Below are 25,399 nucleotides of genomic sequence, written 5' to 3' on the forward strand. Positions count from 1 at the left end.
CAAGTGGGAATCCAAATGTCATCCTATGTGAAAGAGGAGTGAGAACATTTGAATCATACACAAGAAATACATTAGACTTACAAGCAGTCCCAGTAATCAAAGAATTGACACACTTACCAATCATTATCGATCCAAGTCATGCCGGAGGAAAATGGTGGTTAGTAAATCCAATGGCAAAAGCAGCAGTCGCAGCAGGATGTGATGGATTAATGATCGAAGTGCATAATAATCCAGAAAAAGCATTATGTGATGGACCACAATCATTAAAACCAGCCAAATTTGAACAATTGATGAAAGAACTAAAACCAATTGCTGATGCTGTTGGCAAAGAAATATAAAAGTACCACCATTGGTGGTACTAAGAAATACGATAATGACCTATAATGTCATTTCTTTTTTCTAAAATATCTTCTTCATAATAAAGTTGATGAGGATAAGCATGGTGAATCACAAAAGTGATTCCCTTTTTATTTCGATAATTAGAAACAATACCAATATGTTTTTTAAAGATAACAATATCGCCACCTTGCCATTTATCTAAATCATAAATATCGAGAGTCAAAGATAGGGCGTGTCTTTTAAAATAAACATTTAAATTTCTTACTCGTCGAAAATCAATATTTTTATCTGGATGTTCAACTTGATAACTTTGAGGATTTTCTCTAATATCTTGATCTACAAGAATTTGTAAATTATAACCTGCATTCAATAAGCCAAAAGCGACAACATCACTACATACTCCATAATGATCTGTTGGGTAACCACCTTGATAATACTTACTTTTGTATTGAGGTTTTGTTTCAATATATTTTCTAACGTTTTGTACAATATCACTTTGATCGTCAATACCATCATGATCTTGATCATTTATGCTTTTATAAGTTTGAATACCAAAATCATCATTTGTATATTTTGGATGAGGTAAAAGATTATTTTGATAAAAAATGTAAGTAAGAATCAAAATGATCGGTATGAAAATAAGAAAGAACTTCTTCATTATTTACCACAACATTTTTTATATTTTTTACCACTTCCACAAGGACAAGGATCATTACGCCCCACTTTGATGACTTTTGTTGGTTTTTTCTTACCAAAATCATTTTGTTGCTTTTCAATTTGAGCATATTGTAAAGCAAGTTCTTCTTCATTTATTGCTTTAAAAAGCTCAATGACATGATGAATAATATTTTCTGTTTCAATATTATATTCGATAGATAGAGGTAAATGTTTTTGAATCATATTTTTTAATTCTTGTAAGTTATTTTGTTTATAAATACACGAAAAATAAGCATCCATAATTTCATAATCATAAGGGTAACGTTCAAGCAATTCTTGAAAATATGAAATTCCTTGATCATTATCTTGATAAAAATAAGATAAAGCTAAGTTTTTAAAAAAAGGGCAAAGATATTTATCATCTTTAAAATAATTAATAAAGTCTTGATGAAATTCTATACTTTCTTGATATTTCTTTTCTTGAATAAAAAGTTGACTTAATTGATTGAATTTTTCTTGAAGATGATAATTAAATCCAATGAGTTGACCAAGTTCCAATAAACTTGGTTGATTTTCAAGATAAGCTTTAAATTCATTCCATAATTGGTAAAGATCATTTAAATGATTTGTATTTTCTATTTCTTTTAATAATATTTCTTTTTCCATGAGAAATCCTCCTTTTTTAAATCATATCATATTATGTCATATTTGGTAAAAACAAAACTATTGTGTATAATAGTTGTGGTGAGAAAATATGGATCAAAAACATAAATCAAATTTAATTATTACATGTTTATGCCTGATAATCGTTTTTGTTTCTTTACTAACAATGTATGATAATTTTTCTTTTCATACATATAATACAAAAACGTATTATGATTATTTTTTATCATTAAATCATCAAGGCTTTACTTTACAGGATTATGAGCTTTATAAAGATCAATCAAATTATCATTGTGGAGATGGGACACTTGTTTTAGGAAAAATCGATTCTCTTGTAGACGGACAAGATATTGATGTCATAATTCAAATAAATAGAAAACAACATATTGATTATTCTTTAAAATATTTAGAGGGTGGAAGTTATTCTTTAGAAAATAAGGAAGATTTAAAAAATATAAAAGAAATTAAAAATGTTCAGTTAATCATCAAAGATGATAATCAAAAGACGGTTTATCAACATACTTTAAAATTAAAACAAGTTGAAAAATTATCATGTTCTTCAAAAACATTTAAAGTAGAAAATGCATGTATCAGTGATGATTTTATGAGGCTTGGGTATTTAACGTCTACAGATGAAGATTTATTGAAGAAATATCCAAATATTTCATTAGAATATCGTTATTTAAAAAGTAATAAATTAAATGATAAAAATGATAAGAATTATGTTGTATTTAAAAAAATAAATGGAAAGACTAAAGAAATTGTTAATCAAAAAATCTATCAAACATATAACCATGATTTAAATCAAGGATCTTTAAAAAAGAAAAAATTAAGTGTTGTTATTATTTTATCAAAAGATCAAAGTCAAAAAAGTTATGTTTTCAAATTAAACTTTTCAAAGGAAAATGGTGGTTTGTATGAATAAAGAAAGATACTTAAAATTAAAAAAAGATTTTATTGTTTTATATCTTGCAAGAAATGGAATCATGACTTTTTTAATTACACTTTTTACATTTAGTTTGGATTTATCGAATTATTATCAAATATCCTTTCCAGCAATAATACCATACATCTTTTTTAATAATATTTTTACATTAATGTATTTTTGTTTATTATGGATTTTTAATTATTTGCTTTTTGAATTGTTTAAAATCATTAATGATTGGTATGATGAAAATCATTATCAAACATTAAAATTTATGTATCATGAACATAATTATTCAATCTCATGGATGATATATGTAATCATGGCTATTTTACTTGTTATTATACAGATTGTTCAATTGCCAACATTATTTCATATAGATGCTTATTTGATGTTTGGATTTATGATTTTACGTTCACTGAAACAAATATATAAAAATAGACTCTAAGAGTCTATTTTAATAAATGACTAAGACTGTCAAGTAATTCATCTTTTGAGCTTAAAGAATTATAATAAGTTTCAAAAAGAACACCAAGCCCTGGTAAGACGGTTTCTTCTTTAGAAGCAATACCACTTTCAATAATCTCTTTAAGTTCACTACTTGAACAAGCATGTAGTCTCTGAAATATAGCTTGTCGAATATCCATTTTATCACTCCTTAAAAAGAGTGACCCAAAAAGGAGAAAAATATACATGGTAGAAACTAAAATAATTATTTTAGATCAACAAGAAATTGTTTATAAAATTCATTATAAAAGAATTAAGAATTGTTATTTAAGAGTAGAAAAAGGAGAAGTGGTAATTCGTTGTTCACCGCTGTTTCCTCAAAGTGAAATAGAAAAATTGATTAGAAATCATCAAGAAGAAATACTTGAACAAATAAAAGGATATGTTCCTAAATATAACTATCAAGAAGATGGTTATGCTTATTTGTTTAATCAAAAATATCAAATTGTTTTAAAAGATATGAATATCAAAAAATGTGCCATTCATGATCGTCAAATCTATGTTTATTCAAAAAATATCCAAGCAACCATTGAAATGTTTTTAAAACAAGAATTGATGAATTATTTAAAAGAAAGAATAGATTTTTATTTAAGTACGAGCTTTCATCATGTTTTTCCTGAAATTCAAATTAAGAAAATGAAAAGAAGATGGGGTGCTTGTTTTTATCAAAAAAATAGAGTGTGCTTTAATTTAGTATTAGCACATATTGATTATGCTTTAATTGATTATGTTATTGTTCATGAACTTTGTCATTTTCTTGAAGCAAATCATTCAAAAGCATTCTATCATGAAATAGAAAAAAGAATGCCAGATTATAAAGAAAGAGAAAGATTATTAAAGGATGTGGGTATATGATTACGTCAATGCAAAATAAAACGGTTAAAGAATTATTAAAATTAAAACAAAAGAAATATCGAAAAGATTATTATTTAGTAGAAACAAATCATTTAGTAGAGGAAGCAATTAAAGCTAAACAAACAGATTTGATTATTTCAACTGAACCGGTTGATTTAGGTGTAGAAAATTTAGTGGTATCTAAAGAAATTATGGAAAAACTTGCTTTTACTAAAACACCTCAACCTATTATGGCAAGATGTTTTATTCAAAAAGATAAGAAATTAGTTGATGGAAAAAGATATTTGATTTTAGATTATCTACAAGATCCTGGAAATATTGGAACACTTATTCGTACAGCACTTGCTTTTGGCATAGATCAAGTGATTTTATCTAATGAATGTGTGGATCTTTATAATGATAAATTACTGCGATCAATGCAAGGAGCACACTTCCATCTTTCTTGTCTTTATGGGAATTTAAAAGAAATTATTCCTGCTTTAAAAGAAAAAGGTGTCTGTGTTGTAGGCAGTGCTTTAGAAAATGGAAGGCCTATTCATGAAATTAAAAAACAAGAAAAAATGGCCTATGTTTTAGGAAATGAAGGGAATGGGATGGAAAAAGAGATTATCGACATTTGTGATCAAATTGCCTATATTCCAATTACAACCATTGAATCATTAAATGTGGCTGTGGCAGGAAGTGTTATGATGTATCATTTTCAAGGAGAATAGATATGGATAAGATATTATTTTTTGACATTGACGGGACACTAGGACAACATGGTGTTATTACAGAATCAAATTTAAAAGCACTGCATTTATTAAAAGAAAAAGGATATAAGACTTTTATTTGTACGGGAAGAGCTCCATTTTATGCAAGTCGTTTATTCGGTAATCTTGTAAGTGGGATTATTAGCTGTAATGGACGCTATATTCTTTATGAAGGAAAGAAGCTTTATAGTAGAGCATTTACGAAGGAACAATTAGATTATTATGTACATAAGCTTGATCAAGGAAAACTAGGGGCGATGTTTGTTAGTGATGATAAAGCTTTAAAATATCATTTAGATCAAAAACAAGAAGTTGATTTAGAAAAGGAATATGGTATTGAACATCTTGTTGATTCTTTAGAAGGAGATTTTTATACATTTGATATGTTTTATCAAAGTCAAGAACATTATCAAACAATGGTTGAAATCTTTAAAGAAGATTTAATTATTAATGATCATGGCGGAATGGGTTCTTGTGATTGTTCAACAATTGAATTTGATAAAGGCAGCGCGATTGCCTATCTATTAGATTATTTCCATATTGATAAGGATAGTGCTTATGCATTTGGCGATGGTTATAATGATCAAGCGATGTTTAGAGAAGTAGGACATGGCATTGCGATGGGTAATGCAGTAGATGTTTTAAAAGAAAAGGCAACTTATGTGACTGATGATTTTGATCAAGAGGGAATAATCAAAGCATTGTATCACGAGGGGGTGCTTCATGAATGTACGTGTACGAAAAAATAAAATTGGATGAACATTTACCTATTAAAATATTAGATTTGTATTATGAAAGTAGTGAAGAAAATGTTGAAAAACATTGGCATAATAGTATAGAAATATTGGTTCCTATATTAGGTAAGGTAGAAATATGGGATAATGGACATATGATTAGAAGTCAAAATGTTGATGTTTATATTATTAATAGTAAAAATATTCATGGGATTTCTTTTGTAAGCGGGTATGAGGTTTATAAAGGATATGGCATTCAAATTAATTATGATTATATTAAAAGCATATTTCCTTTGATTGATCATTATGAATTTGTACAACCAGATGGAGAAGTTTCCCGGGAAATAGTACGAACAATCTATAGAATAGTCGATATTTATGATGATGATAAAGAGTATGGTCATATTGCGATTAAAGGTCTAACAGATATATTAATGTATATACTTTTAAAAAAATTACTTGTAAGAAAAAAATATGTACTTCAAGAAAATGAAATAAATAATAATAAAATAGTGAAGATTGTTAATTATATTGATCAACATTATAAAGAAAACTTAAGTATACAAGTATTAGCTGATCATTTTTATGTTTCACAATCTTATTTATCAAGATATTTTAAACAAAATTTTGGAACAACAATTAAAAAATATATTGATAGTGTTAGATTGGAAAAAGCAATTAATGATATATTACATACTAATCTATCGATGACAGATATTGCTTATAATAATAGCTTTGCGAATCCTAAATCATTTAATAGAATTTTTAAAAGAATTTATAAAATGACACCTCATGAATATCGAAAGTTATTAAAATAGAGTTTATTAGTTCAAATAAAGACCTATTATAAAGAGTAATAAATGATATACTTTTTTTAGGGAGGAAATTCTAATGAAGAATACAAAAAGATTTTTGCTTTGTTTTGTGATGCTATTTTCACTTGCGATAGCGCCTGTCTATGCAGTAAATAGTAATCATGTACTTAATGGAACTTATTCTTTAATTGTAGATGAATATGATTGGGGAGTAGCAACACCAAGAGTAATTGTAAATGTTGATCAAGAAATAACGACAATTGATAAAGATGTTTTAAAGGTTGTAGAAACTAAAGAAAATGCTGAAGATTTTCAAAGAACAATTGTAGATGCTTATATTTCTGATCAAAATGGTCAAAAAGTAGAAGGTGCTTCAAAATATTTTACAATTGATTTAAAAGTAAGTCCAACAGAAGGAAGTCCTTTCATTTATAAAAGTTTTAATGAATGGGCAGATCCTTATTATTTAACAATTTCATTAAAAGAAAATAAAGAAATAATTGATGGTCAAAATGAATATGATACTTTAAATATTGATACAAATTATACATCTCGTTCTTTATCTGCGGGAGATCAATTTGATTATTCAGGTAGATATCAAGCAACAGATGGAACAAATTATAGTTTTGCTACATATTCACCAGCAAAAGATGATCATAAAAATGCTTTAGTTGTATGGTTAAATGGTGGAGGAGAAGGTGGTACAAATCCTCAAATAGCAGTATTGGGAAATAAAGTGACAGGTTTAATTAGTCCAGAAATTCAAGAAAAACTTGGTAATGCTTATGTTTTTGTTCCACAATGTCCAACGCTTTGGATGGATGGTTATGGTGATTTTGAATTTACTGAATCAGGATTAAAATTTACACCAAGACATACACCTTCAACATATGTAAAGAGTTTAATGGAATGTATTAAAGCGTATGTTGATAGTAATGATGATATTGATACAAGTCGTATTTATATTGGTGGATGTTCTAATGGTGGGTATATGACAATGCAAATGGTTTTATCGTATACTGATTATTTTGCTGCAGCTTTTCCAATTTGCACAGGTTTTGATGCTAGTGATTTAAGTGAAAAAGATGCTCAAAAACTTAAAGATTTTCCATTATTTATTACGTATTGTGAAAATGATGATACGTTAGATCCAAATCAATTTTCAAGACCACTTATTGAAAAATTAAAAGCCGCTAACGCTACTAATCTTCATGTCTTTTCACCAGATGATGTTCATGATACATCAGGACTTTATAATGGAGAAGATGGAAAACCATATCAATATTCAACACATTGGTCATGGATCTATGTGTTCAATGGAGAAGCCATTGAAGATGATACATCATTAGAATTATTTTCATGGTTATCAAAACAAAGCAAACAAGTAAAAAATGAAAATGTAGAAATAGCAGATAAGGTTGAAGATTCTCAAAAAACAACAGAAAAAACAGCTGTAAAAACAGGAGACAATAGTCCAATATTTACTTATATGTCATTATTAGCTGTTGCAAGCTGTGCTTATTTGCTTATTGCACATAAAGAATATGAATAATATTTAAGAGTCAAGGATTGAAAAATCTTTGACTTTTTTTGTAAAAAAATACATTTGGATAGAAAAAGACCGATTTTATGCATGTTTTTGACATGCATGTAAGCGCTTTATTTTATATAATAATAGAAAAGGAGGGAATATGGATGTTTACAAAAAAGGTATTTATTAGTTCTTTAAGTATTATGTTTGCACTAAGTGGGATAAGTGTTGTACAAGCTCAAAATACTGGAGAACAAAAAACAAATTCAGATATTTCTGAACTATTAACGCTTGATGAAAATAATAGCGAATTTTTAAAAACGTTAATGAAAGATGGATATGCTGAATTAGGAAGGTACAAAGTCGAAAAAATCAAAGATAATGTTTATCATTGGGATGAAGGAACAAAGAAACTTCCTGGTGGAGCAACTGATGAAAATGGGGCAATGAATAATCCATCATCAATGTATTTTGTGTTATCAGAAGATGGTGTTGTATTAGTTGACTTAGGAAATGGTTCCCAAAATGAAGAAGATATTCAAAACGCTAAAACAATTGTTGAATCTATGACAGGTGATAAACATTTATCAATTATCATTACACATAGTCATGGTGATCATACTGGTTTTGGTAGATCAAAAGAAGTTTTTAGTAATGTAACAGTAGACAATGTATATGTAAGTGATGCTGATTATGATGTTGCATTTGAAGCTATTTCTCAATTTGATGGCAAAATAACAAAAGTACATAGTGGTGAAACAGTTGATATTTATGGTGCACCTTATGAATTTAATGTTGTTAATGCACATACTGAAGGTTCATTAATGATTACTGATGAAACACATGAAGCATTATTTACAGGTGATACTTTCGGTAGTGGATTTATTTGGGCACTTTTTGAAACAAATGGTGGTAATCCACTTGCTGCATTAGATAAAGGATGTTCACTTGCTAGAAAGATTTTAAATAATAATCCATCTCTATCTATTTTAGCAGGTCATCGTTGGCAACAATTCTGGGAAGATAATGCACAAAGACCAAATGAAATGTCAATTCAATATTTCAATGATATGGCTCAAGTTATTAGTGGTTTATTAGATGGTACAACTATTTCAAATAGTTATACAGCAGCATCTTGGGCACCAGATGCAGTTGAACTTTCAAGTAATGGTGCAAAAGCAAAAATCGATACATTACCTAAATATATTGAAGCTTATAAAAAAGCAGTTAATCAAATGCAAGAAGCTTATGTTTATAGTGGTAGTGATCAATTAAGTATTGAATCAGCAAATGCAGCTGCTGCACCTACATTTGTTGTTTATCCTGATGGTAATATGTCTGATGAAGAAGCAGAAAAATATATTGAAGCATCAGGTATTAAAGAAATTGTTAATCGTTCAGCAAGTAAAGTTTATGTAGCAAGACCAGCTAATGGTGTTGAATTTACAAGTGATGATGTTCAAGGATTTGAAGCAATCGTAGGTAAAATAGGTGTATCTAGTAACTTTAAATTAATTGGAATTGGTAATGGGGCTACATTCATTAATCAAAATTTAGCTTCTTATATGAACTTTGTTTCTGGTCTTGCATTAGTTAATCCAGAAAAAGGTATGGATGTTAATGTTTCAGTACCAACTTATTTAGTAACTGATAATGATGAAATTGTAAATACTTATGTAAAAGCAAATAGTGCAACTAAAACTGAAGATGGTTATTATGTAAATCCAGAAAGCCATTATGAAGTTGTTGCAGTTAATAAGGATACTGGTTTAGATGCAGTTTCTGCAACAAAAGATGCTTGGGAAAAAGTACTTAAGAAATTTGGTAGAATTGGAAATTATAGTGATGTTTATAAGGAAACAGCTACTTGGTATTCACGTCCTTTAATTTCAGGTAATAAAGAAGCTGATCAAGCAAGAAAATATCAATATTTTGATTCTGTAGATGCTATTGATAATATTGATCGTTATGTTAATACACAAGATTTAGATAATGATGGTATTGATTCATTATGGTATGAATATATTCCTGAACAATCAAAAGATGCTAAAGAAGGTAGTGTTCCTGCAGTTGTTTTATTCCATGGAAATACAAATGATCCAAGAACACAATATGATACATCTGGTTGGGCACAAATTGCTAGTGAAGAAGGCGTTATTCTTATTTGTCCTGAATGGCAAGGACACACTTATCAAGGATATACATATGATCCAATGACAGATGATTTAAATGCTACTGCAGATTCAGATGTTATTACAATGTTAAAACTTACTGAAGAAAAATATCCACAAATTGATCAATCAAGAGTTTATATTTCAGGATTATCAGCAGGAAGTATGAATACAACAAATGCTGGTTTATCTGATTCAAAATATTTTGCAGCAGCAGCAGGTCACTCAGGTCCATTTGGAGCAAGTGAATTAAATAAAAAAGCAGTTGCTGAAAATAAAGATAAATATGATATGCCTATTATCTACTTTACAGGTGATGGTGATGAATATTGTAAAGGTGCATTTGATACAACTGAATCAAATGGAGGATTACAAGTTGCACAACTTTATCAAGAATTAAATGATATGGAAGTAACACAACTTGAAGATGTTTTAGAAGCAGATGCTTATTTATATGGAGTTCCTTGGACAAAACGTTATACAATTGAACCTACAGCTGAAAATATTGCTAAAATTGATGTAGGAGCAATGGAAAATGCTAAAGGTATAGAAATTAGCATGGCTCGTATTTATGGATGGGGACATTGGAACTATACTCCTGATGCTAAATTGATGTGGGAATTCATGAGTAAATATGCTCGTGATGTTAATACTGGTGAAACAATTCGTTTAGATAAACAAACACCAGAAACACCAACTAACCCAGATCAAAAACCATCAGATTCTAATGAACCAACAAAAACACCAGCTAAAAACGATACAGTGACTTCTACAACTACAAACGTTAAAACAGGTGATTCAACACAAGTAATGCCATTGGCTGTCTTTGCATGCTTGTCTGCATTGGCTTTTATCCTTGTAGTAAAAAAGAGTAAAAAAAATAATTAAATGATTTAAAAATGTTAAGGGGAATAAAAGTGGGATGAATGTTCATCCCACTTTTTATGCAAAAAATATTATAGATTATTTTTTAGATGATTTTTTCTTATAAACAACAATACCAATAATGACAACAACACTGACAACAAGAAGTGAAACATAAGGAGTGATATTTGTATTATCTCCTGTTTTTACAGCTGTTGAAGATGTTTGTTTTACAGTTGTTTTGTTATTTGTATCATTTTTAACAGTTTCAGTTTTATCTGTTTTATCAGGATTTATTGGAGTTGGTGTCTCTAAAATATGAACAGGTACATAAACTGTTTTAAATGAACTCAATTCTTCTCCTTTAGAAAAACTAAAAACCATTTCAATTTGTTCGATTTGAGACCAATTAAATGTTTGATTATCAGGACCAATAAGTGTTTTTATATTTTTTAATTCGTTATTACTAATAGTGATAGTCCCGTTTCCACTATCATCAACTGCCTTGTCAGGTTTAACATAAATAGATCCTATAGAAGATCCGTTACTATAAATATACATTTCTAATAGTTCAACTTTTGTATCTTTTGCTTGAACATTAAAAACAATATCATTTTCTCCATCCCATGTAGATGATACCAATGTTAATGATGGTGTTTCTGTTAAAGTCTCATTACTTTCTTCAATTTGATTTTCATTTTGTACTTCTTCTAATGCATGAATATTTGTTGTAAAAAACATTGAGGCTGTCAATGAAAATGACAACAAGGATGCTAAAAATAATTTTTTCTTTTTCATAAATATCTCCTTTCTTTTTAAAATGTTTCAATCTAAAGGAATCTTATTTAAGATCAATTAGATTGAAAACCATCTTTAATTTAATTATCTTCCTTTGCTTAAGGGGTGTCAATGAGATTGTTACTATGATTTTGTTTTAAGTTGGGGTTGTTTTCATCATAAATTTTGATATAATAATGGGGTATATAAATCGTTGATATGGATTAGTAAATAAAGGATGCTGTTTTAGAGAGGGAGAGAAGCTGGAAACTCCTACAGATAGTTTATTGAATTCACCATGGAGAGCACCTAATCAGTGACGTGAGACTGCGTTAATGTTTAATTAAGAGCATGTTTTAAACATGAATTAGGATGGTACCGCGATCAACTCGTTCCTAGAGGAATGAGTTTTTTTATATTTAAGGAGGAAATAAAGTGGAAAATGAATTATTAAAAATTAAAGATGAAGCTTTAGAAAAAATTGAAGCTTGTACATCTTTAAAAGAATTAAATGATATTCGTGTTCTTTATTTAGGGAAAAAAGGTCCTATTCAAGAAGCAATGAAATCAATGAAAAACATGGACCCAGATCAAAGAAAAACATTTGGTCAAACAAGTAATAAAGTAAAACAAGAATTATCAAAATCTGTTGAAGATAAAAAAGAAGTTTTAGAACATCAAGCAATTATTGATAAAATCAATAGTGAAACTATTGATTTATCATTACCAAGTTATAAATTAGATCAAGGAACAATGCATCCTTTATCAATCATTGTTTCTCAACTTGAAGAATTATTTTTAGGTATGGGATATCAAATTGCTGAAGGTCCAGAAGTAGAAAGTGATTACTTCAACTTTGAATTAATGAACTTACCAAAAGGACATCCTGCCAGAGATATGCAAGATACTTTCTATATTGATGAAAATACTTTAATGAGAACACATACTTCTCCAGTACAAGCACATACCTTACTTGCTGCCAAAGGGAAAGGACCTATTAAAGTTATTTGTCCTGGTAAAACATATCGTAGAGATGATGATGATGCCACACATTCACATCAATTCATGCAATGTGAAGGTCTTGTTGTTGATAAAAATATCACGCTTGCTGATTTAAAAGGAACATTAGAAGTTTTCGCAAGAAAATTCTTTGGGGAAAAACGTGAAATTAGATTACGTCCATCTTACTTCCCATTTACTGAACCATCAGTAGAAGTAGATATCTCTTGTCATCATTGTGGTGGTAAAGGATGTGCTATGTGTAAAGGAACTGGATGGATTGAAATCTTAGGTGCTGGTATGGTTAACCCTAAAGTTTTATATATGTGTGGTTTTGATAGTAAAGAATATCAAGGTTTTGCATTTGGAATTGGAATCGAACGTGTTGCTATGTTGAAATACGGTATTGATAATATTCGTGATTTCTATAATGATGATTTAAGATTCTTAAACCAATTCCAAAGAGAGGAGTAAGAAAATGGAAGTCAGTTTAAATTTATTAAATAAATACGTTAAAATAGATGATCAAGATCCAAAAGAACTTGCTGATAAAATTACTTCAATTGGTTTAGAAGTAGAAGGAATGCATTCCTTAGCCAATGGAAACAATATGACAATTGGTTATGTCAAAGAATGTATCGATCATCCTGATAGTGATCATTTACATGTCTGTCAAGTTGAAGTAAGACCGGGAGAAGTGACTCAAATTGTTTGTGGAGCACCAAATGTCGCTGCTGGACAAAAAGTTATTGTAGCTAATCCTGGATGTGATTTAGGAGAAGGTTTTGTTATTAAACAAAGTACCATTCGTGGACAAGAATCTAACGGGATGATTTGTTCGATGGCAGAACTTGGTTTAGATCAACGTTTATTATCTCCTGAAGATAAAGATGGCATTCATGTTTTAGATGAAAATGCACCTGTAGGAAAAGATCCTTTAGAATATTTAGGTTTAAAAGATACAATTTTAGATATTGGTTTAACACCAAATAGAGCGGATTGTATGGCTTTAACTTCACTTGCTTATGAAGTGGCTGCTGTTTTAAAAAGAGACGTTAACTTACCTGAAATTAAAGAAAAAGGAATGCCTGGAAGCAGCATTGAAGTTAAAGTAGAAACTGAATTATGTCCATTCTTTGGGGCTAAACTTGTCAAAGGTGTCACAACAAAAGAATCACCAGCATGGCTTAAAACGGCATTACTTGCTTCTGGTATTAAACCAATTAATAACATTGTTGATATTTCTAACTATGTTATGTTAGAAACAGGTCAACCAATCCATATGTATGATTATGATAAATTAACTAAAAAAGAATTTATCGTAAAAACAGGATTTGATGAAAAAGCAATCTTATTAGATGGTGAAGAATATAAATTAGAACCTCAAGATATCATTGTTTCAACAGATAATGGTGTTGGTTGTGTCGCAGGTGTTATGGGTGCTGATAGTACTAAAATTGATGAAAACACACAAAATATTGTCATTGAAGTAGCTACTTTTGATGGACCAAGTTTAAGAGAAACAGCAAGACGTTTAAATTTATTAACAGATGCTTCTCAACATTATATTAAAGGGGCTTTAAATACTGCTAATTCTTTAAATATTTTAGAAAGATGTGCTAACTTATTAGAAGAACTTGCTGATGCTAAAGAAATCTATGAAACTGTTTCAACAACTCTTTATATTGAAGATAAATATGTTTCAGTTTCAACTCAACAAGTTAATGGATTACTTGGAACAAACATTCAAACAAATGAAATCGCAGAAATCTTTAATTCATTAAAATTCAAATATGAATTAAAAGAAGATACATTTAATGTTAAAATTCCAACTTATCGTAATGATATTACGATGGCAGCTGATTTAATTGAAGAAGTTGTGCGTATGTATGGTTTTGATAACATTCCATCAACTTTACCAGAAATGTCTATGACAATTGGAAAAAGAACAGAAATCCAAGAAAAGAAACATATGATGAAAGTCTTATTAAAAGATTTAGGATTACATGAAACATTAACATATTCATTAACATCACCATCACTTGTTCATGATTTCAATATTTTCCATGATCAAGAACCAGTAAAACTTGCAATGCCTTTAGGTGAAGAAAGATCTGTTACAAGACAATCAATTATTGGATCATTATTACAAGTTATCAATTATAACCAATCAAGAAATATGAAAGATGTTCATTTATATGAATTATCAACAACATATTCAAAAGGTGTTGAATTACAAAACCTTGCGATTGCATGTACTGGTGAATACCATGGGTTATCATTTAAACAAATTTCATACAAAGCAGATTATTATTTAGTTAAAGGATTTGTAGAAACAATCTTTGAAAGATTAGGAATTAATGAATCTCGTTATCGTTTAGAACGTGTAGAAAGTGATAATCAATCATTCCATCCTGGACGTAGTGCTTATATTAAAGTACAAAATGAAGTGGTTGGGGTCGTTGGACAAGTACATCCACTAATGGAAAAGAAATATGATGTGAAAGATGTTTATGTTGTAGAACTTAACTTATCAGCATTATTAAATATCAAGACTGGTAAAGTTAAATATCAACCAATTCCACAATATCCATCTGTTTCAAGAGATATTGCTTTAGTGATGGATGAATCAGTTCCAGCAAATGATGTTTGTCAAAAAATCATTAAGTCAAGTAATAAACTTGTTAAAGCAACAAACATCTTTGATGTTTATGTTGGAGAACATGTAGAAGCTGGTAAAAAATCAGTAGCTATTAATTTAACTTTCCAAGATGATAAGAAAACATTAAAAGAACAAGAAATTAATGAAGCTATGGAAAAAATCTTAAAAGCTGTTGAAAAAGATTTTGGAGCAGTACTTAGAGGATAATCAAAAGAGGTGTCAAACACACCTCTTTTTTTATGGAAAAGTTAAAAGAATAGTTTTCTAATTTGACGATAATATTGTCTACCAACATTAAGATCACTTGGTGTTGAAGAAAATGTCATAGTATAACGTGAATCATTAAAAAAAGTAGTTGTTGGATGTTTACCTGTATGATTTAAAATAATTCCATAACGACTTAAAGTATCAATAGATTTCTTTGAAAGACCTTCATTGACTAATAAGTTAAAAATATCTGTTAAATATCTATTTCGATTACCAACAGGAGGATTTTGTTCAAGAATTGTATGAATGATTTGTTGTTGTTTTTGATTATGATTATTTTTAAGTTCTTCTTTTAAAAGATAAAGAAGAAGATCTCTTTGTTCACCTTTGTAAAATTCTTTTTCGTTTCCTTTTAATATTAAAGGATAATATCCTTGTTGTTTAATATAACTTCCTAATTCTTCATTTTGATTTTCTAAAATCAATATTTGATTATTTAAATCATCAATATTTTTTTGTAAATTCTTTTTCTTATCTTCTAAAGCTAAGACTTGTTGTTCAATAGAAGAATTTTCGAGAAAATCATTTTCTTTATGATTTTCAATTATTTTTTTAATAATATGATGTTGAAAATCTTTCATATTATAAGGAAATGAATATGTACGTTGTAAAACATAACTTTGAATTTTTATTTTTACTTTCTCAATAAATTCTTGAGGAGATTCTTTTTTTAAAAAAGAAATTTTTTGAAATTCATGATTTAAATAAAGAATATAACTATTATTTCTTAAATGAAAATGTTTTTGAAATGCTTGATGAAAATTTTCATCTTCGCTTGTAAGAATATAAGCTGTTGATTGAATTTCAGTTAGAATCTCATTTTTAAAATCTTTTAAAGACATATTTAAATAAATAACAGGAAGAATTGTTTTATTTTCTATAAATTCAATGACTTGATTTAAATCATTCATATTTTTGATATTTGGTTGAATATATGAAAAATGATTATTGTTTAAAAAATGATATTTCTTAAGATATGTTATTAAATCGATAAATTGATTATTACGTTTATTAATAGAAAGACATATATTTTGTTTTGTTTCGTTAAAAATATATTCATAATCATTATTTTGATATTGAATACAAAAAGCAATCGCTGATTCATCATGATAAATTGTGCAATTCTTTAAATGAATGATCAATGAATCTAATATAAATTCATCTAAATAAAATAAATCTTGAATTATTTTTGTAAATTGAATAATAGTTAGATTTTTTACAGCAATCAAAGTTGATAAATGCTTCATAGTTGATGTTTCCTTTCAATAGACTTTAAAAGATCTCTTTTACGATAAGTATCATCAGGAGATAAATTCATTAAAGTTTTATGAATGATTGAAAAAATAAAGTCTTGATATTCTTTATAATTATCTTGATGAATCGTAATTAATGGAGATTCATCGTATTGTTTTAATAGATGATGATATTCTTGATTTATGTTTGTAAGTTTTTCAAGAATATCTTTTTTATTTTGGTATTCTTTTTGTAAATCAATGATGTCATTTTCAATATTCTTTATTTCATTTAAGAATAATTCTTGAACTTCTACAGATGATAATGCATCATCTTGATAAGATTGTAAAAGTTCAAATTGTTGAAGTTCCGAAAAAGAATAAAATTCATTTTCTTGCAACATATAATAACGAATATGTTGAATAAGCGTTTGTAGAAAAGATTTTTCATAAAATATTTTTTCTTTTTCATGATTTGGATAATTGATTTGTACATAATTAACTTCTCTATTTGTATGAATGACGATAATATGACACATTCCATAGAGTTCTTGGTTTAAAATAAAGGGATTAACAAGACATTTTTTATTTTTGTATAAGATGATTATTGGTAAATGATATGATTTTTTTAATAGTTGATTGACTGTTCTTTCATTAATAAAATGAGGTGTTGATTGTATTGATAAATCATGGTCTTTTTGAATATAATTACTTTCTAAAATCATTGGAAATATTTTAGGAATTGAGATTTTAGAGATATATTTAGATTCATTTGATATTTCTTTATAGAAAGAAAGTTCAAGAATTTCTTGTTGATAATGATAGAGTATTTCTATTGTAAATTGATTTTTTTTGTAATTATGATCAGTAATAAATTGAATTCCTAAAATATTTTTAGTTTTAAAATCTTTAATTTCTAAGCTTTTATGTTTTTCTTTTAAAGAATAGTATAAAGAATGATCATAATTCAAATCTTTCATTTTATTTTTTGTATGTTGTAACCAATAAATCACTTGTTCAATTAATAAAGATGGTGTCATTAATTCATTTACTTGTACCTTTGTATAATAAAATAACATAATATTCTCCTTTAGCTACTATCTTAATTTAAGCACATATTTCAATAATAAAAAAGAACTATCTTTTAGATAGTTCGATAACAGGAATATTTTGAAATTCTTTTTTGATCATTTGATGATCTATTAAAGATAATAATTTTGATGATTTAATTTCTAAATCTAAAGCAGGATGTTTATAAGATGAAAGATTTGTAATTATATGATAAGAACATGTTTTTTTGATTGTTTTTAAATACTTTTGTCCTTTTTGATTCATTTTTAAAACAAGAATATAATCAATAGGAAAACAGTTTTTGATTTCATCCTTTGTATTATTCATTAAAATGTGTAATAACATTCTTTGGATTCTAGTTTTTGTATAACGTTTACTTGTAAGCGAATTTACAAGTTCTTCATAACTATTAGTATCAAAGATAACTTTCTTTAATAAGTTCTCTATGCCTTCATCAACTAAATGTATTTTTTTTAAATGATGAATATCTTGAATAATAATTTGGTATTTTAAATAATCAAAGAAATTACTTTGATCATATAAATGATCATAATAAGACATATCTAATAAATAATCATGTACATCTTGTTTTTCTTTTAAGGCTTTACGTAAAGCTGTAGCAGAAGCTATTTTTGTAAGAGAGGTATCATGATAATCATTTGATCTTTGAATACAATGGAGACAAATAGGATAATCATGATTGATGACTTCTTTAACATATCCTAATCCTAATAAATCATTAGGGGTTTGAATACTTTTATTTAATAGAAGGCTTAATGCTTGATTACAGGCATCAGGATAACGTAATCCTTGTTTCATTGCATTTTTGACATATTGATCATAATCAGCTGGATTATTTTTAATCGCAGAAGCTATTTCTTTAAATAAATGAATATCCCCACATTCACTACCAAAAACAAGATCAGTAATTCCTATATGATAAAGTAAATCAATCGCTCCTTTACAAAAATAATCAGCACTTTGATTGACATAGGCAAAAGGGAGTTCGATAACTAAATCTACGCCATATTTAATAGCAAGTTCACTTCTTTTAAATTTATCAATAATTGCGACTTCTCCTCGTTGAACATAATTACCAGACATAATAGCAATTGTTAAATCGGGCTTTACCATTTCTTTTGCTTTTTGTAAGTGATAAAGATGTCCGGTATGAAAAGGGTTATATTCAACAATGATTCCTAATATTTTCATAAATGATAGTCCTTTTGTTTAATGGTTTTAATAACTTTAAAGAAAGTTGAAACAATTAAAATTGCAGTTGCAAGTGCTAGAGCTGTTCCTACTGTTTGAAAAAGAGAATCAAGAAATAAATCTTGATCATGTGAAATCAAATAAAGCATTGTTTGATAAATTCCTTTCCCAGGGACAATGGGAAAACAACCAACAACAATAAAAATAGTTGCAGGAGCTTTACATATTCTTGCCATAATTTCACTAAATAAAGCTACCACGATCATCGCACATAAATTTGACATAATATTACTTAGATAGGGTATCACCAGTAAATAAACGATCCATCCTAGCATCCCACCAAGAGAAGCTAAAAGTGCATAAGGCAGACGACGATGTACTCTAAAAACAAAAGCAAATCCTAAACACCCTAAGAAAGCACTTAAACATTGAATTACTTGTTCCATTAAATCAATCCTTTCAATAAAATACGTATCAATCCAACTCCTAAAGCAATTGCTGTTGCAATAAAAAAAGCTTCAACAAGACGTGCTTGCCCGGAAACATAGTTTCCATCGATAATATCTCTTAAACTATTGGTAATTGCAATTCCAGGAGTTAAAATCATTAGACAACCAATAATTGTCGCATCTAGATTATAAATCAAATGAAAATGATAAAACAAAATCGCTAAGATAGTTAAAAACATACTTGTTAGTGTTGTACGCATTAATGAATTAATTCCTAAAATCTCATTGATCCATATAAAAAAATACATTAAAAAACCTATGATTCCAGCAATAATTCCTTCATGAAGTCCACCTCCAAAAAAAATAGCATAACCTCCAGCCCCTAAACCATACCCTAAAAGAACAAGTGGCATGATAGGGTGTAAGGAATTGATAGCCTGTATTTGTTGTTCAATAAAATCATTAGTAGGTGTTTCATTACAGATTTTTCTAACAAGATCATTTAAAGCACAAACAGCATCAAGGTTTGTACGATTTTGTAAAGTTCTTTTAGTAAGAGAAGTACTTGTTCCATCTTGAAAAGTAACACTCATTGTAAAATAAGTAGGAAGAGCAAAAACACCTATATCTTGAAAGCCATAGCTTTGACACATACGTTCTAGACTTTCTTCTACACGGTAAATTTCAGCACCATTTTTAAGTAATAATTTACCGATTTCAGCAATATTTTTTATTAATAATTGTTCGTTCATTTTTTTATTTCACCAAAAGTTAGTATAACAATTATTAAGTATTTAGGAAAGAAAAAAAGTATGTTTAAAAGGTATTTTTTAAAAAAATAAAAACAGATTGCAAAGATATAAAAATTAGGTATAATAACTTTTGACAAAGTAGGTGAAATAAATGGAAAGATTACAAAAATATATTGCTTCAAGTGGTTATACATCAAGAAGAAAAGCAGAAGATTTAATTAGAGAAGGTAGAGTTTCTGTTAATGGTCAAGTTGTAACTGAACTTGGAACTAAAGTTAAATCTGGAGATGTTGTTTTAATTGATGGAGAAGCTATTGTTGGTGAAAATAAAGTTTATTATCTTTTTTACAAACCACAAGGATGTGTTTGTACATTAGATGATGAGTTCGATAGACCAAAAGTAATTGATTACTTCGAAGAAGTTGAAGAAAGAATTTATCCTGTTGGACGTTTAGATTTCGATACAACAGGTGCTTTAATTATGTCTAATGATGGTGATTTTGCAAATATGATCATGCATCCAAGAAGCCACTTAGAAAAAATCTATGAAGTAACAATTAAAGGTCTTATTAAAGGTGAAGATTTACATCATTTAGAAAAAGGTGTTTATTTAGAAGGTAAAAAAACAATGCCTTGTAAAATCAAAGTCACTTATAAAGATATGGAACATAAAACAACTGTTTTAAAAATTAAACTTTATGAAGGAAAAAACAGACAAGTTAAAAAAATGTTTGAAAGTGTGGGACATCCAGTAAAAAGATTACATCGTATTTCTGTTGGTTGTGTCAATTTAAAAGGATTACGTCCTGGAGAATATCGTCGTTTAAAACCACAAGAAGTAAAAGATTTAAAAAAATTAGTTGGAAAATAAAATTCGACATCATTTTTATGCGTGAGTGCTTATACTAATTGTTGGTGATGGAAATGAGAGTACAAATTATTGATGATAAACAATTAAAAAACTGTAGTATTTGTAAAGCAACGGATGAATGGGTAGAAAATATATGTGTTAATGGGATTGAAGGATTATATTGTGTTAAATGTGATACGCTCACATTGTATGAACCCCTTCCTTCAAAACTTGTTTATTTAGCTTTTAAGAAAAAATGTATGCAAATAAAAGAAATGAAAACCAATAATCAGTTGACAATGTAAAATATTGTATTAGAATAAAAACGTAAATAAAAAAAGCAATGATTTAGGATATGTTTTATAAATGATTTGATTTAGAGAAAAGGTGGTTGGTGAAAACCTTGAGAATGTTTATAAGATACTCCCTAATAGCTACACTTGAAAAAGATTGTCGTTAACTGCGTTAAAGTTTTGAGGCTGAAAAGCAAATTAAGGTGGTACCACGAAACTCTCGTCCTTTGGATGAGAGTTTTTTATGTAAAGGAGAAGGAAAATGGTAGATTTTAAAGAAAATGAACAATTAAATACATTAAATCACTCTTGTGCCCATGTGATGGCACAAGCAATCAAACATCTTTATCCTCAAGCTAAATTTTGGGTAGGTCCTGTTGTAGCTGAAGGATTCTATTATGATGTCGATTTAGGTGATGAAGTTGTTAGTGATGAAGCAATCGCTAAAATTGAAAAAGAAATGAAAAAAATCTGTAAAGATGGTAAAAGAATTGTTCGTCGTGAAATTTCTAAAGAAGAAGCTTTAGAAATGTTTAAAGATGATGAATATAAATTAGATTTAATTTCTAATTTAAAAGATGGAACAATTACTTGTTATAGTCAAGGAGATTTTACTGATTTATGTAGAGGTCCTCATGTTGAAACAGTTAAAATGTGTAAAAACTTTAAATTAATCAAACATTCTGGTGCTTATTGGAAAGGTGATAAAAACAATAAAGTTTTACAACGTATTTATGGTGTTTGTTTTCCAACTGCTGAAGAATTAGAAGAACACTTAAATTTATTAGAAGAAGCTAAAGAAAGAGATCATCGTAAAATTGGTAAAGAAATGGAAATCTTCATGGTTGATGATTTAATTGGTAGAGGTCTTCCAATGTATTTACCAAAAGGATATGCTATCTGGCAAAAACTTGAAAGATACATCAAACAAAAAGAAAAGAAATTAGGTTACTTACATGTATTAACTCCTGCTGTAGGAACAGTAAACTTATATAAAACATCAGGACACTGGGATCATTATAAAGAAAATATGTTCCCACAAATGGAAATGGATGGAGAATCATTTGTTTTACGTCCAATGAACTGTCCTCATCATATGATGATTTATGCAAATAAATTACATTCTTATAAAAACTTACCAATTCGTATTGGTGAAATTGCTCATGACTTTAGATATGAAGCATCAGGAGCTGTTAAAGGTATTGAAAGAGGAAGACATTTCTGTCAAAACGATGCTCATTTATTTGTAACACCAGAACAAATTAAATCAGAATTTAAAGGTGTTATCGATTTAATCTTAGATGTTTATAAAGATTTCAATATTACAGATTATCGTTGTGTTTTATCTCTTAGAGATCCAGAAGATAAAGAAAAATATCATGATGATGATGAAATGTGGAATAAAGCAGAAAATGAATTACGTGAAGTAATGAATGAACTTGGTATTGAATATACTGAAGAAATTGGGGAAGCTGCTTTCTATGGTCCTAAATTAGATGTTAATGTTAAACCAGCTATTGGTAATGAAATCACTTTATCAACTTGTCAATTAGACTTCTGTTTACCAGCTAAGTTTAACTTAACTTATGTTGCGGAAGATGGAACTAAGAAAACTCCTGTTGTTTTACACAGAGCTATTTTAGGTTCATTAGATCGTTTCATGGCTTATATCTTAGAAGAAACAAAAGGAAACTTACCATTATGGTTAGCTCCTACACAAGTCAAAGTATTACCTGTTAAAAATGAATATCATTTAGATTACGCTAATGAAATTTATCAATTATTATTAGATGAAGGTTTTGAAGTAGAACTTGATTCAAGAGATGAAAAATTAGGATATCGTATTCGTGAAGCACAAATGCAAAAAGCAAACTATATCCTTGTTTTAGGTAATAATGAACGTGATGAAAGAACTGTAACTTATCGTAAACATGGTGAACAAAAAGCAACAACTGTTACTATTGATGAGTTTGTTTCAATGTTAAAACAACAAATTAAAGATAAAAAATAGTTTATATTTTTAAGATATGGTATACGTAGAAGCTCAATTTTTAAATAAAGAATTGAGCTTTTTACATAAAATTGACAAAAGAAAATACTATTTATATAATACTAATGAGATAGAGTATCTCTATAAAGTGAGGAAATTATGATAATAAAAAAGTCAGAAAAAGATGAACGCAGAGAGAAAATTATAGATGTTGCTTTTCGTCTTTTTGTAGATAAAAAAATCGAATCTGTAACAATGGGAGAAATAGCAAAAGAAGCAGGAATTGGAAGAGCAACATTGTTTCGTTATTTCCCAGGAAAATTAGAACTTGTTATTGCGGTAAATACAAAAGAATGGAAAGAATATTTTGATGAATTAGATCAAAAAAGACCAATGAGTTCAGTAGGAGATATACCAGCTATTGGTCGTTTGATTTTTACATTAGATAGTTTTATTGAAATGTATCAAACGCATAAAGCTCTTCTTCGATATAATGATAATTTCAATCATTATGTATCTCATTCAGGAAGAAAAGATTTACAAATGGATGAATTTAATCAAGCACTTTTTTCAGCAAATACACGTTTTCATATGATGTATGAAAAAGCCAAAGAAGATAAAACGTTTAAAACAGATATGGCAGAAGAAGAGTTTATGAGAGTAACAGTTCATACAATGATGACAGCTTGTGCATATTATGCAGGAGGTTTTATTTGGGGTTCTAAAGAAAATGAAGACTACACACCAGAGTTGATCAAATTAAAAGAAATGATTCTTGCATATGTCAAAGCATAAATAGATAATAAAATTTATATATTTGATAAGTGTTTATATTTTTAAGAAAATATTTATAAAAACAGGTAAAGTTTTAAAATTTAAAAGAATAGGATTGTTTACAATCAATGTTTTGCGGGTGGTAAAAACGATGGATAACGCATGTAGAGGGTATCGAAAAGATACCTTTTTATAAAAAATAATAAGGAGTGTTCTTATGAAAAACATCGAAGAATTATCAAAGAAAATAAAACTTACAGAAACTGAGAAAGAAATGTTTGAATTATTGTCGATACCATGGAATCCATGTATTAAAAATAGATGAATAATCTTAATAAATCAATTGTATTTTGAGACAAAAATTGCTATTATAACAGTGGAGAAATTGTCTTCAAAAATCAGGAGATTCCCTGCCAAATAGTGGGAGCTAAAAAATCAGGAGATTCCCTGCCAAATAGTGGGAGCTAAAAAATCAGGAGATTCCCTGCCAAATAGTGGGAGCTAAAAAATCAGGAGATTCCCTGCCAAATAGTGGGAGCTAAAAAATCAGGAGATTCCCTGCCAAATAGTGGGAGCTAAAAAATCATAGATTTCTTATAAGAAATCAAATACTTATACGAAGAGATAACCTCTTCGTTTTTTTATTATCTAAAAGGAGCTATATTTATGAAATTATATGAAATTGATAGTCAATATATGGAATATTTATACAAAGCAGATTCAAAAGTTTTAATACATAATAGTGGAAATCATCAAAGAAAATTTATTGCTATAAAAGTATTAATAAATGGTTATAAGTATTTTGTTCCCTTATCTTCACCTGATAAAAGAGATTATTTTAATGATCAAGATGGTCATAAAAAAGTTCAATTTACACGAGTTCCAACTATTAAAAGAATATTTAATGGAAATCCAACGGTTGAATCATATCTAGGAAAGTTATTATTTAATAATATGATTCCTGTTCCTGAAGGATGTTATCATGAGTTTAATATTTTTTTAGAAAAAGATTTAAAGTATAAGGGATTATTAATAGATCAAGTTCAGGTTTTAAGAAGTTTTAAAAATCAAGAGGATATATTGAGACGAGCACAAATTGTTTATAAACTGAAAAAAAGAAAATCTTCTTATAATTATATAAAATTAGCAACGGTTGATTTTGAATTATTGGAAAGAAATTGTGATGAATGGAATAAGGTGTTTATAAAATAAGGATGTTAATGATTTGTTCAAAAAAATATACTATAATAATGTAAGA

25 protein-coding genes and 1 other annotated feature are annotated in these 25,399 nt (G+C 28.2%); of the genes, 16 read left to right on the plus strand and 9 right to left on the minus strand.

What is annotated here, in order from left to right; all coding sequences use genetic code 11:
• The coding region (locus C7U54_RS13075; protein ID WP_107030589.1) for a hypothetical protein at positions 1-338 on the plus strand (338 nt) is incomplete at its 5' end.
• 20 nt (positions 339-358) lie between these two features.
• Here C7U54_RS13075 and C7U54_RS13080 read toward each other — a convergent pair.
• Together C7U54_RS13080 and C7U54_RS15430 are read right to left on the minus strand one after the other, a co-directional pair.
• Positions 359-997: a DUF1287 domain-containing protein gene (locus C7U54_RS13080; protein ID WP_107030590.1), complete on the minus strand. Its 639-nt coding sequence runs from the start codon at positions 995-997 to the stop codon at positions 359-361.
• The gene (locus C7U54_RS15430) at positions 997-1,662 is read right to left on the minus strand and encodes a tetratricopeptide repeat protein (protein ID WP_206603626.1); all 666 of its coding nucleotides are present in this window, start codon (positions 1,660-1,662) and stop codon (positions 997-999) included. The genes C7U54_RS13080 and C7U54_RS15430 overlap by 1 nt, the downstream gene beginning before the upstream one ends.
• A gap of 88 nt (positions 1,663-1,750) precedes the next feature.
• Here C7U54_RS15430 and C7U54_RS13090 point away from each other — a divergent pair, with 88 nt between their 5' ends.
• Both C7U54_RS13090 and C7U54_RS13095 read left to right on the plus strand, forming a co-directional pair.
• Complete coding sequence (locus C7U54_RS13090) at positions 1,751-2,584, plus strand: hypothetical protein (RefSeq protein WP_107030591.1); 834 nt, start codon at positions 1,751-1,753, stop codon at positions 2,582-2,584.
• Complete coding sequence (locus C7U54_RS13095; RefSeq protein ID WP_107030592.1) at positions 2,577-3,032, plus strand: hypothetical protein; 456 nt, start codon at positions 2,577-2,579, stop codon at positions 3,030-3,032. The genes C7U54_RS13090 and C7U54_RS13095 overlap by 8 nt, the downstream gene beginning before the upstream one ends.
• A 4-nt stretch (positions 3,033-3,036) precedes the next feature.
• On the opposite strand, the gene sspI is transcribed toward C7U54_RS13095, so the two are convergent.
• A complete protein-coding gene (gene sspI / locus C7U54_RS13100; RefSeq protein ID WP_022001886.1) occupies positions 3,037-3,231 on the minus strand; it encodes a small acid-soluble spore protein SspI in 195 nt (64 codons plus the stop codon).
• Between the two features lie 46 nt (positions 3,232-3,277).
• Here sspI and C7U54_RS13105 point away from each other — a divergent pair, with 46 nt between their 5' ends.
• The 6 genes from C7U54_RS13105 (at position 3,278) to C7U54_RS13130 (ending at position 10,837) form a co-directional block, all read left to right on the plus strand.
• On the plus strand, positions 3,278-3,946 hold the full coding sequence (locus C7U54_RS13105) for a M48 family metallopeptidase (RefSeq protein ID WP_107030593.1): 669 nt from the start codon (positions 3,278-3,280) through the stop codon (positions 3,944-3,946).
• Positions 3,943-4,659, plus strand: a complete 717-nt coding sequence (locus C7U54_RS13110) for a TrmH family RNA methyltransferase (protein WP_107030594.1) — start codon at positions 3,943-3,945, stop codon at positions 4,657-4,659. Before C7U54_RS13105 ends, C7U54_RS13110 begins: the two co-directional genes overlap by 4 nt.
• Before the next feature lie 2 nt (positions 4,660-4,661).
• Positions 4,662-5,447, plus strand: a complete 786-nt coding sequence (locus C7U54_RS13115) for an HAD family hydrolase (RefSeq protein ID WP_107030595.1) — start codon at positions 4,662-4,664, stop codon at positions 5,445-5,447.
• Positions 5,426-6,250, plus strand: a complete 825-nt coding sequence (locus C7U54_RS13120) for a helix-turn-helix transcriptional regulator (RefSeq protein ID WP_107030596.1) — start codon at positions 5,426-5,428, stop codon at positions 6,248-6,250. Before C7U54_RS13115 ends, C7U54_RS13120 begins: the two co-directional genes overlap by 22 nt.
• A 73-nt stretch (positions 6,251-6,323) precedes the next feature.
• Positions 6,324-7,799 carry a prolyl oligopeptidase family serine peptidase gene (locus tag C7U54_RS13125; RefSeq protein WP_107030597.1) on the plus strand — a complete coding sequence of 492 codons (1,476 nt, stop codon included), beginning with the start codon at positions 6,324-6,326 and terminating at the stop codon, positions 7,797-7,799.
• 143 nt (positions 7,800-7,942) lie between these two features.
• Positions 7,943-10,837, plus strand: a complete 2,895-nt coding sequence (locus tag C7U54_RS13130; RefSeq protein WP_107030598.1) for an MBL fold metallo-hydrolase — start codon at positions 7,943-7,945, stop codon at positions 10,835-10,837.
• Between the two features lie 75 nt (positions 10,838-10,912).
• Here C7U54_RS13130 and C7U54_RS15325 read toward each other — a convergent pair whose 3' ends face one another.
• A complete protein-coding gene (locus C7U54_RS15325) occupies positions 10,913-11,611 on the minus strand; it encodes a hypothetical protein (protein ID WP_230308128.1) in 699 nt (232 codons plus the stop codon).
• Between the two features lie 184 nt (positions 11,612-11,795).
• Positions 11,796-11,990 (plus strand) — a binding site (T-box leader).
• Positions 11,991-12,025: 35 nt separating this feature from the next.
• Between C7U54_RS15325 and pheS the strand changes: the two genes are divergently transcribed.
• Complete coding sequence (gene pheS / locus C7U54_RS13140; RefSeq protein WP_107030599.1) at positions 12,026-13,063, plus strand: phenylalanine--tRNA ligase subunit alpha; 1,038 nt, start codon at positions 12,026-12,028, stop codon at positions 13,061-13,063.
• Positions 13,064-13,067: 4 nt separating this feature from the next.
• Positions 13,068-15,458 (plus strand): phenylalanine--tRNA ligase subunit beta, encoded by a 2,391-nt coding sequence (gene pheT, locus C7U54_RS13145; protein WP_107030600.1) that lies wholly within the window; start codon positions 13,068-13,070, stop codon positions 15,456-15,458.
• 41 nt (positions 15,459-15,499) lie between these two features.
• Here pheT and C7U54_RS13150 read toward each other — a convergent pair whose 3' ends face one another.
• From C7U54_RS13150 to C7U54_RS13170, 5 genes are read right to left on the minus strand one after another with little or no spacing between them, the layout of a single operon-like run.
• Positions 15,500-16,765 (minus strand): hypothetical protein, encoded by a 1,266-nt coding sequence (locus tag C7U54_RS13150; RefSeq protein WP_107030601.1) that lies wholly within the window; start codon positions 16,763-16,765, stop codon positions 15,500-15,502.
• The gene (locus C7U54_RS13155; RefSeq protein WP_107030602.1) at positions 16,762-17,829 is read right to left on the minus strand and encodes a hypothetical protein; all 1,068 of its coding nucleotides are present in this window, start codon (positions 17,827-17,829) and stop codon (positions 16,762-16,764) included. Before C7U54_RS13155 ends, C7U54_RS13150 begins: the two co-directional genes overlap by 4 nt.
• Positions 17,830-17,887: 58 nt before the next feature.
• Complete coding sequence (locus C7U54_RS13160) at positions 17,888-19,033, minus strand: nucleotidyltransferase (RefSeq protein WP_107030603.1); 1,146 nt, start codon at positions 19,031-19,033, stop codon at positions 17,888-17,890.
• Positions 19,030-19,479 (minus strand): threonine/serine exporter family protein, encoded by a 450-nt coding sequence (locus C7U54_RS13165; RefSeq protein WP_107030604.1) that lies wholly within the window; start codon positions 19,477-19,479, stop codon positions 19,030-19,032. Before C7U54_RS13165 ends, C7U54_RS13160 begins: the two co-directional genes overlap by 4 nt.
• Positions 19,479-20,234: a threonine/serine exporter family protein gene (locus tag C7U54_RS13170; protein ID WP_022001202.1), complete on the minus strand. Its 756-nt coding sequence runs from the start codon at positions 20,232-20,234 to the stop codon at positions 19,479-19,481. Before C7U54_RS13170 ends, C7U54_RS13165 begins: the two co-directional genes overlap by 1 nt.
• Positions 20,235-20,385: 151 nt before the next feature.
• Here C7U54_RS13170 and C7U54_RS13175 point away from each other — a divergent pair, with 151 nt between their 5' ends.
• The 5 genes from C7U54_RS13175 to C7U54_RS13195 all read left to right on the plus strand — a co-directional run bounded on the left by C7U54_RS13175 (position 20,386) and on the right by C7U54_RS13195 (position 25,353).
• Complete coding sequence (locus C7U54_RS13175; RefSeq protein ID WP_022001201.1) at positions 20,386-21,105, plus strand: pseudouridine synthase; 720 nt, start codon at positions 20,386-20,388, stop codon at positions 21,103-21,105.
• A gap of 53 nt (positions 21,106-21,158) precedes the next feature.
• Positions 21,159-21,389 carry a hypothetical protein gene (locus tag C7U54_RS13180; protein WP_052011167.1) on the plus strand — a complete coding sequence of 77 codons (231 nt, stop codon included), beginning with the start codon at positions 21,159-21,161 and terminating at the stop codon, positions 21,387-21,389.
• Between the two features lie 250 nt (positions 21,390-21,639).
• Positions 21,640-23,388, plus strand: coding sequence for a threonine--tRNA ligase (thrS, locus tag C7U54_RS13185; RefSeq protein WP_107030605.1), 1,749 nt, complete (start codon positions 21,640-21,642; stop codon positions 23,386-23,388).
• A 138-nt stretch (positions 23,389-23,526) separates the two neighbouring features.
• The gene (locus tag C7U54_RS13190) at positions 23,527-24,162 is read left to right on the plus strand and encodes a TetR/AcrR family transcriptional regulator (RefSeq protein WP_022001198.1); all 636 of its coding nucleotides are present in this window, start codon (positions 23,527-23,529) and stop codon (positions 24,160-24,162) included.
• 645 nt (positions 24,163-24,807) lie between these two features.
• Positions 24,808-25,353, plus strand: coding sequence for a type III toxin-antitoxin system ToxN/AbiQ family toxin (locus tag C7U54_RS13195; RefSeq protein WP_022001196.1), 546 nt, complete (start codon positions 24,808-24,810; stop codon positions 25,351-25,353).
• Positions 25,354-25,399 lie beyond the last annotated feature (46 nt).

This window comes from Faecalibacillus intestinalis (assembly GCF_003024685.1).
In the GTDB taxonomy this organism is placed as follows: domain Bacteria; phylum Bacillota_I; class Bacilli_A; order Erysipelotrichales; family Coprobacillaceae; genus Faecalibacillus; species Faecalibacillus intestinalis.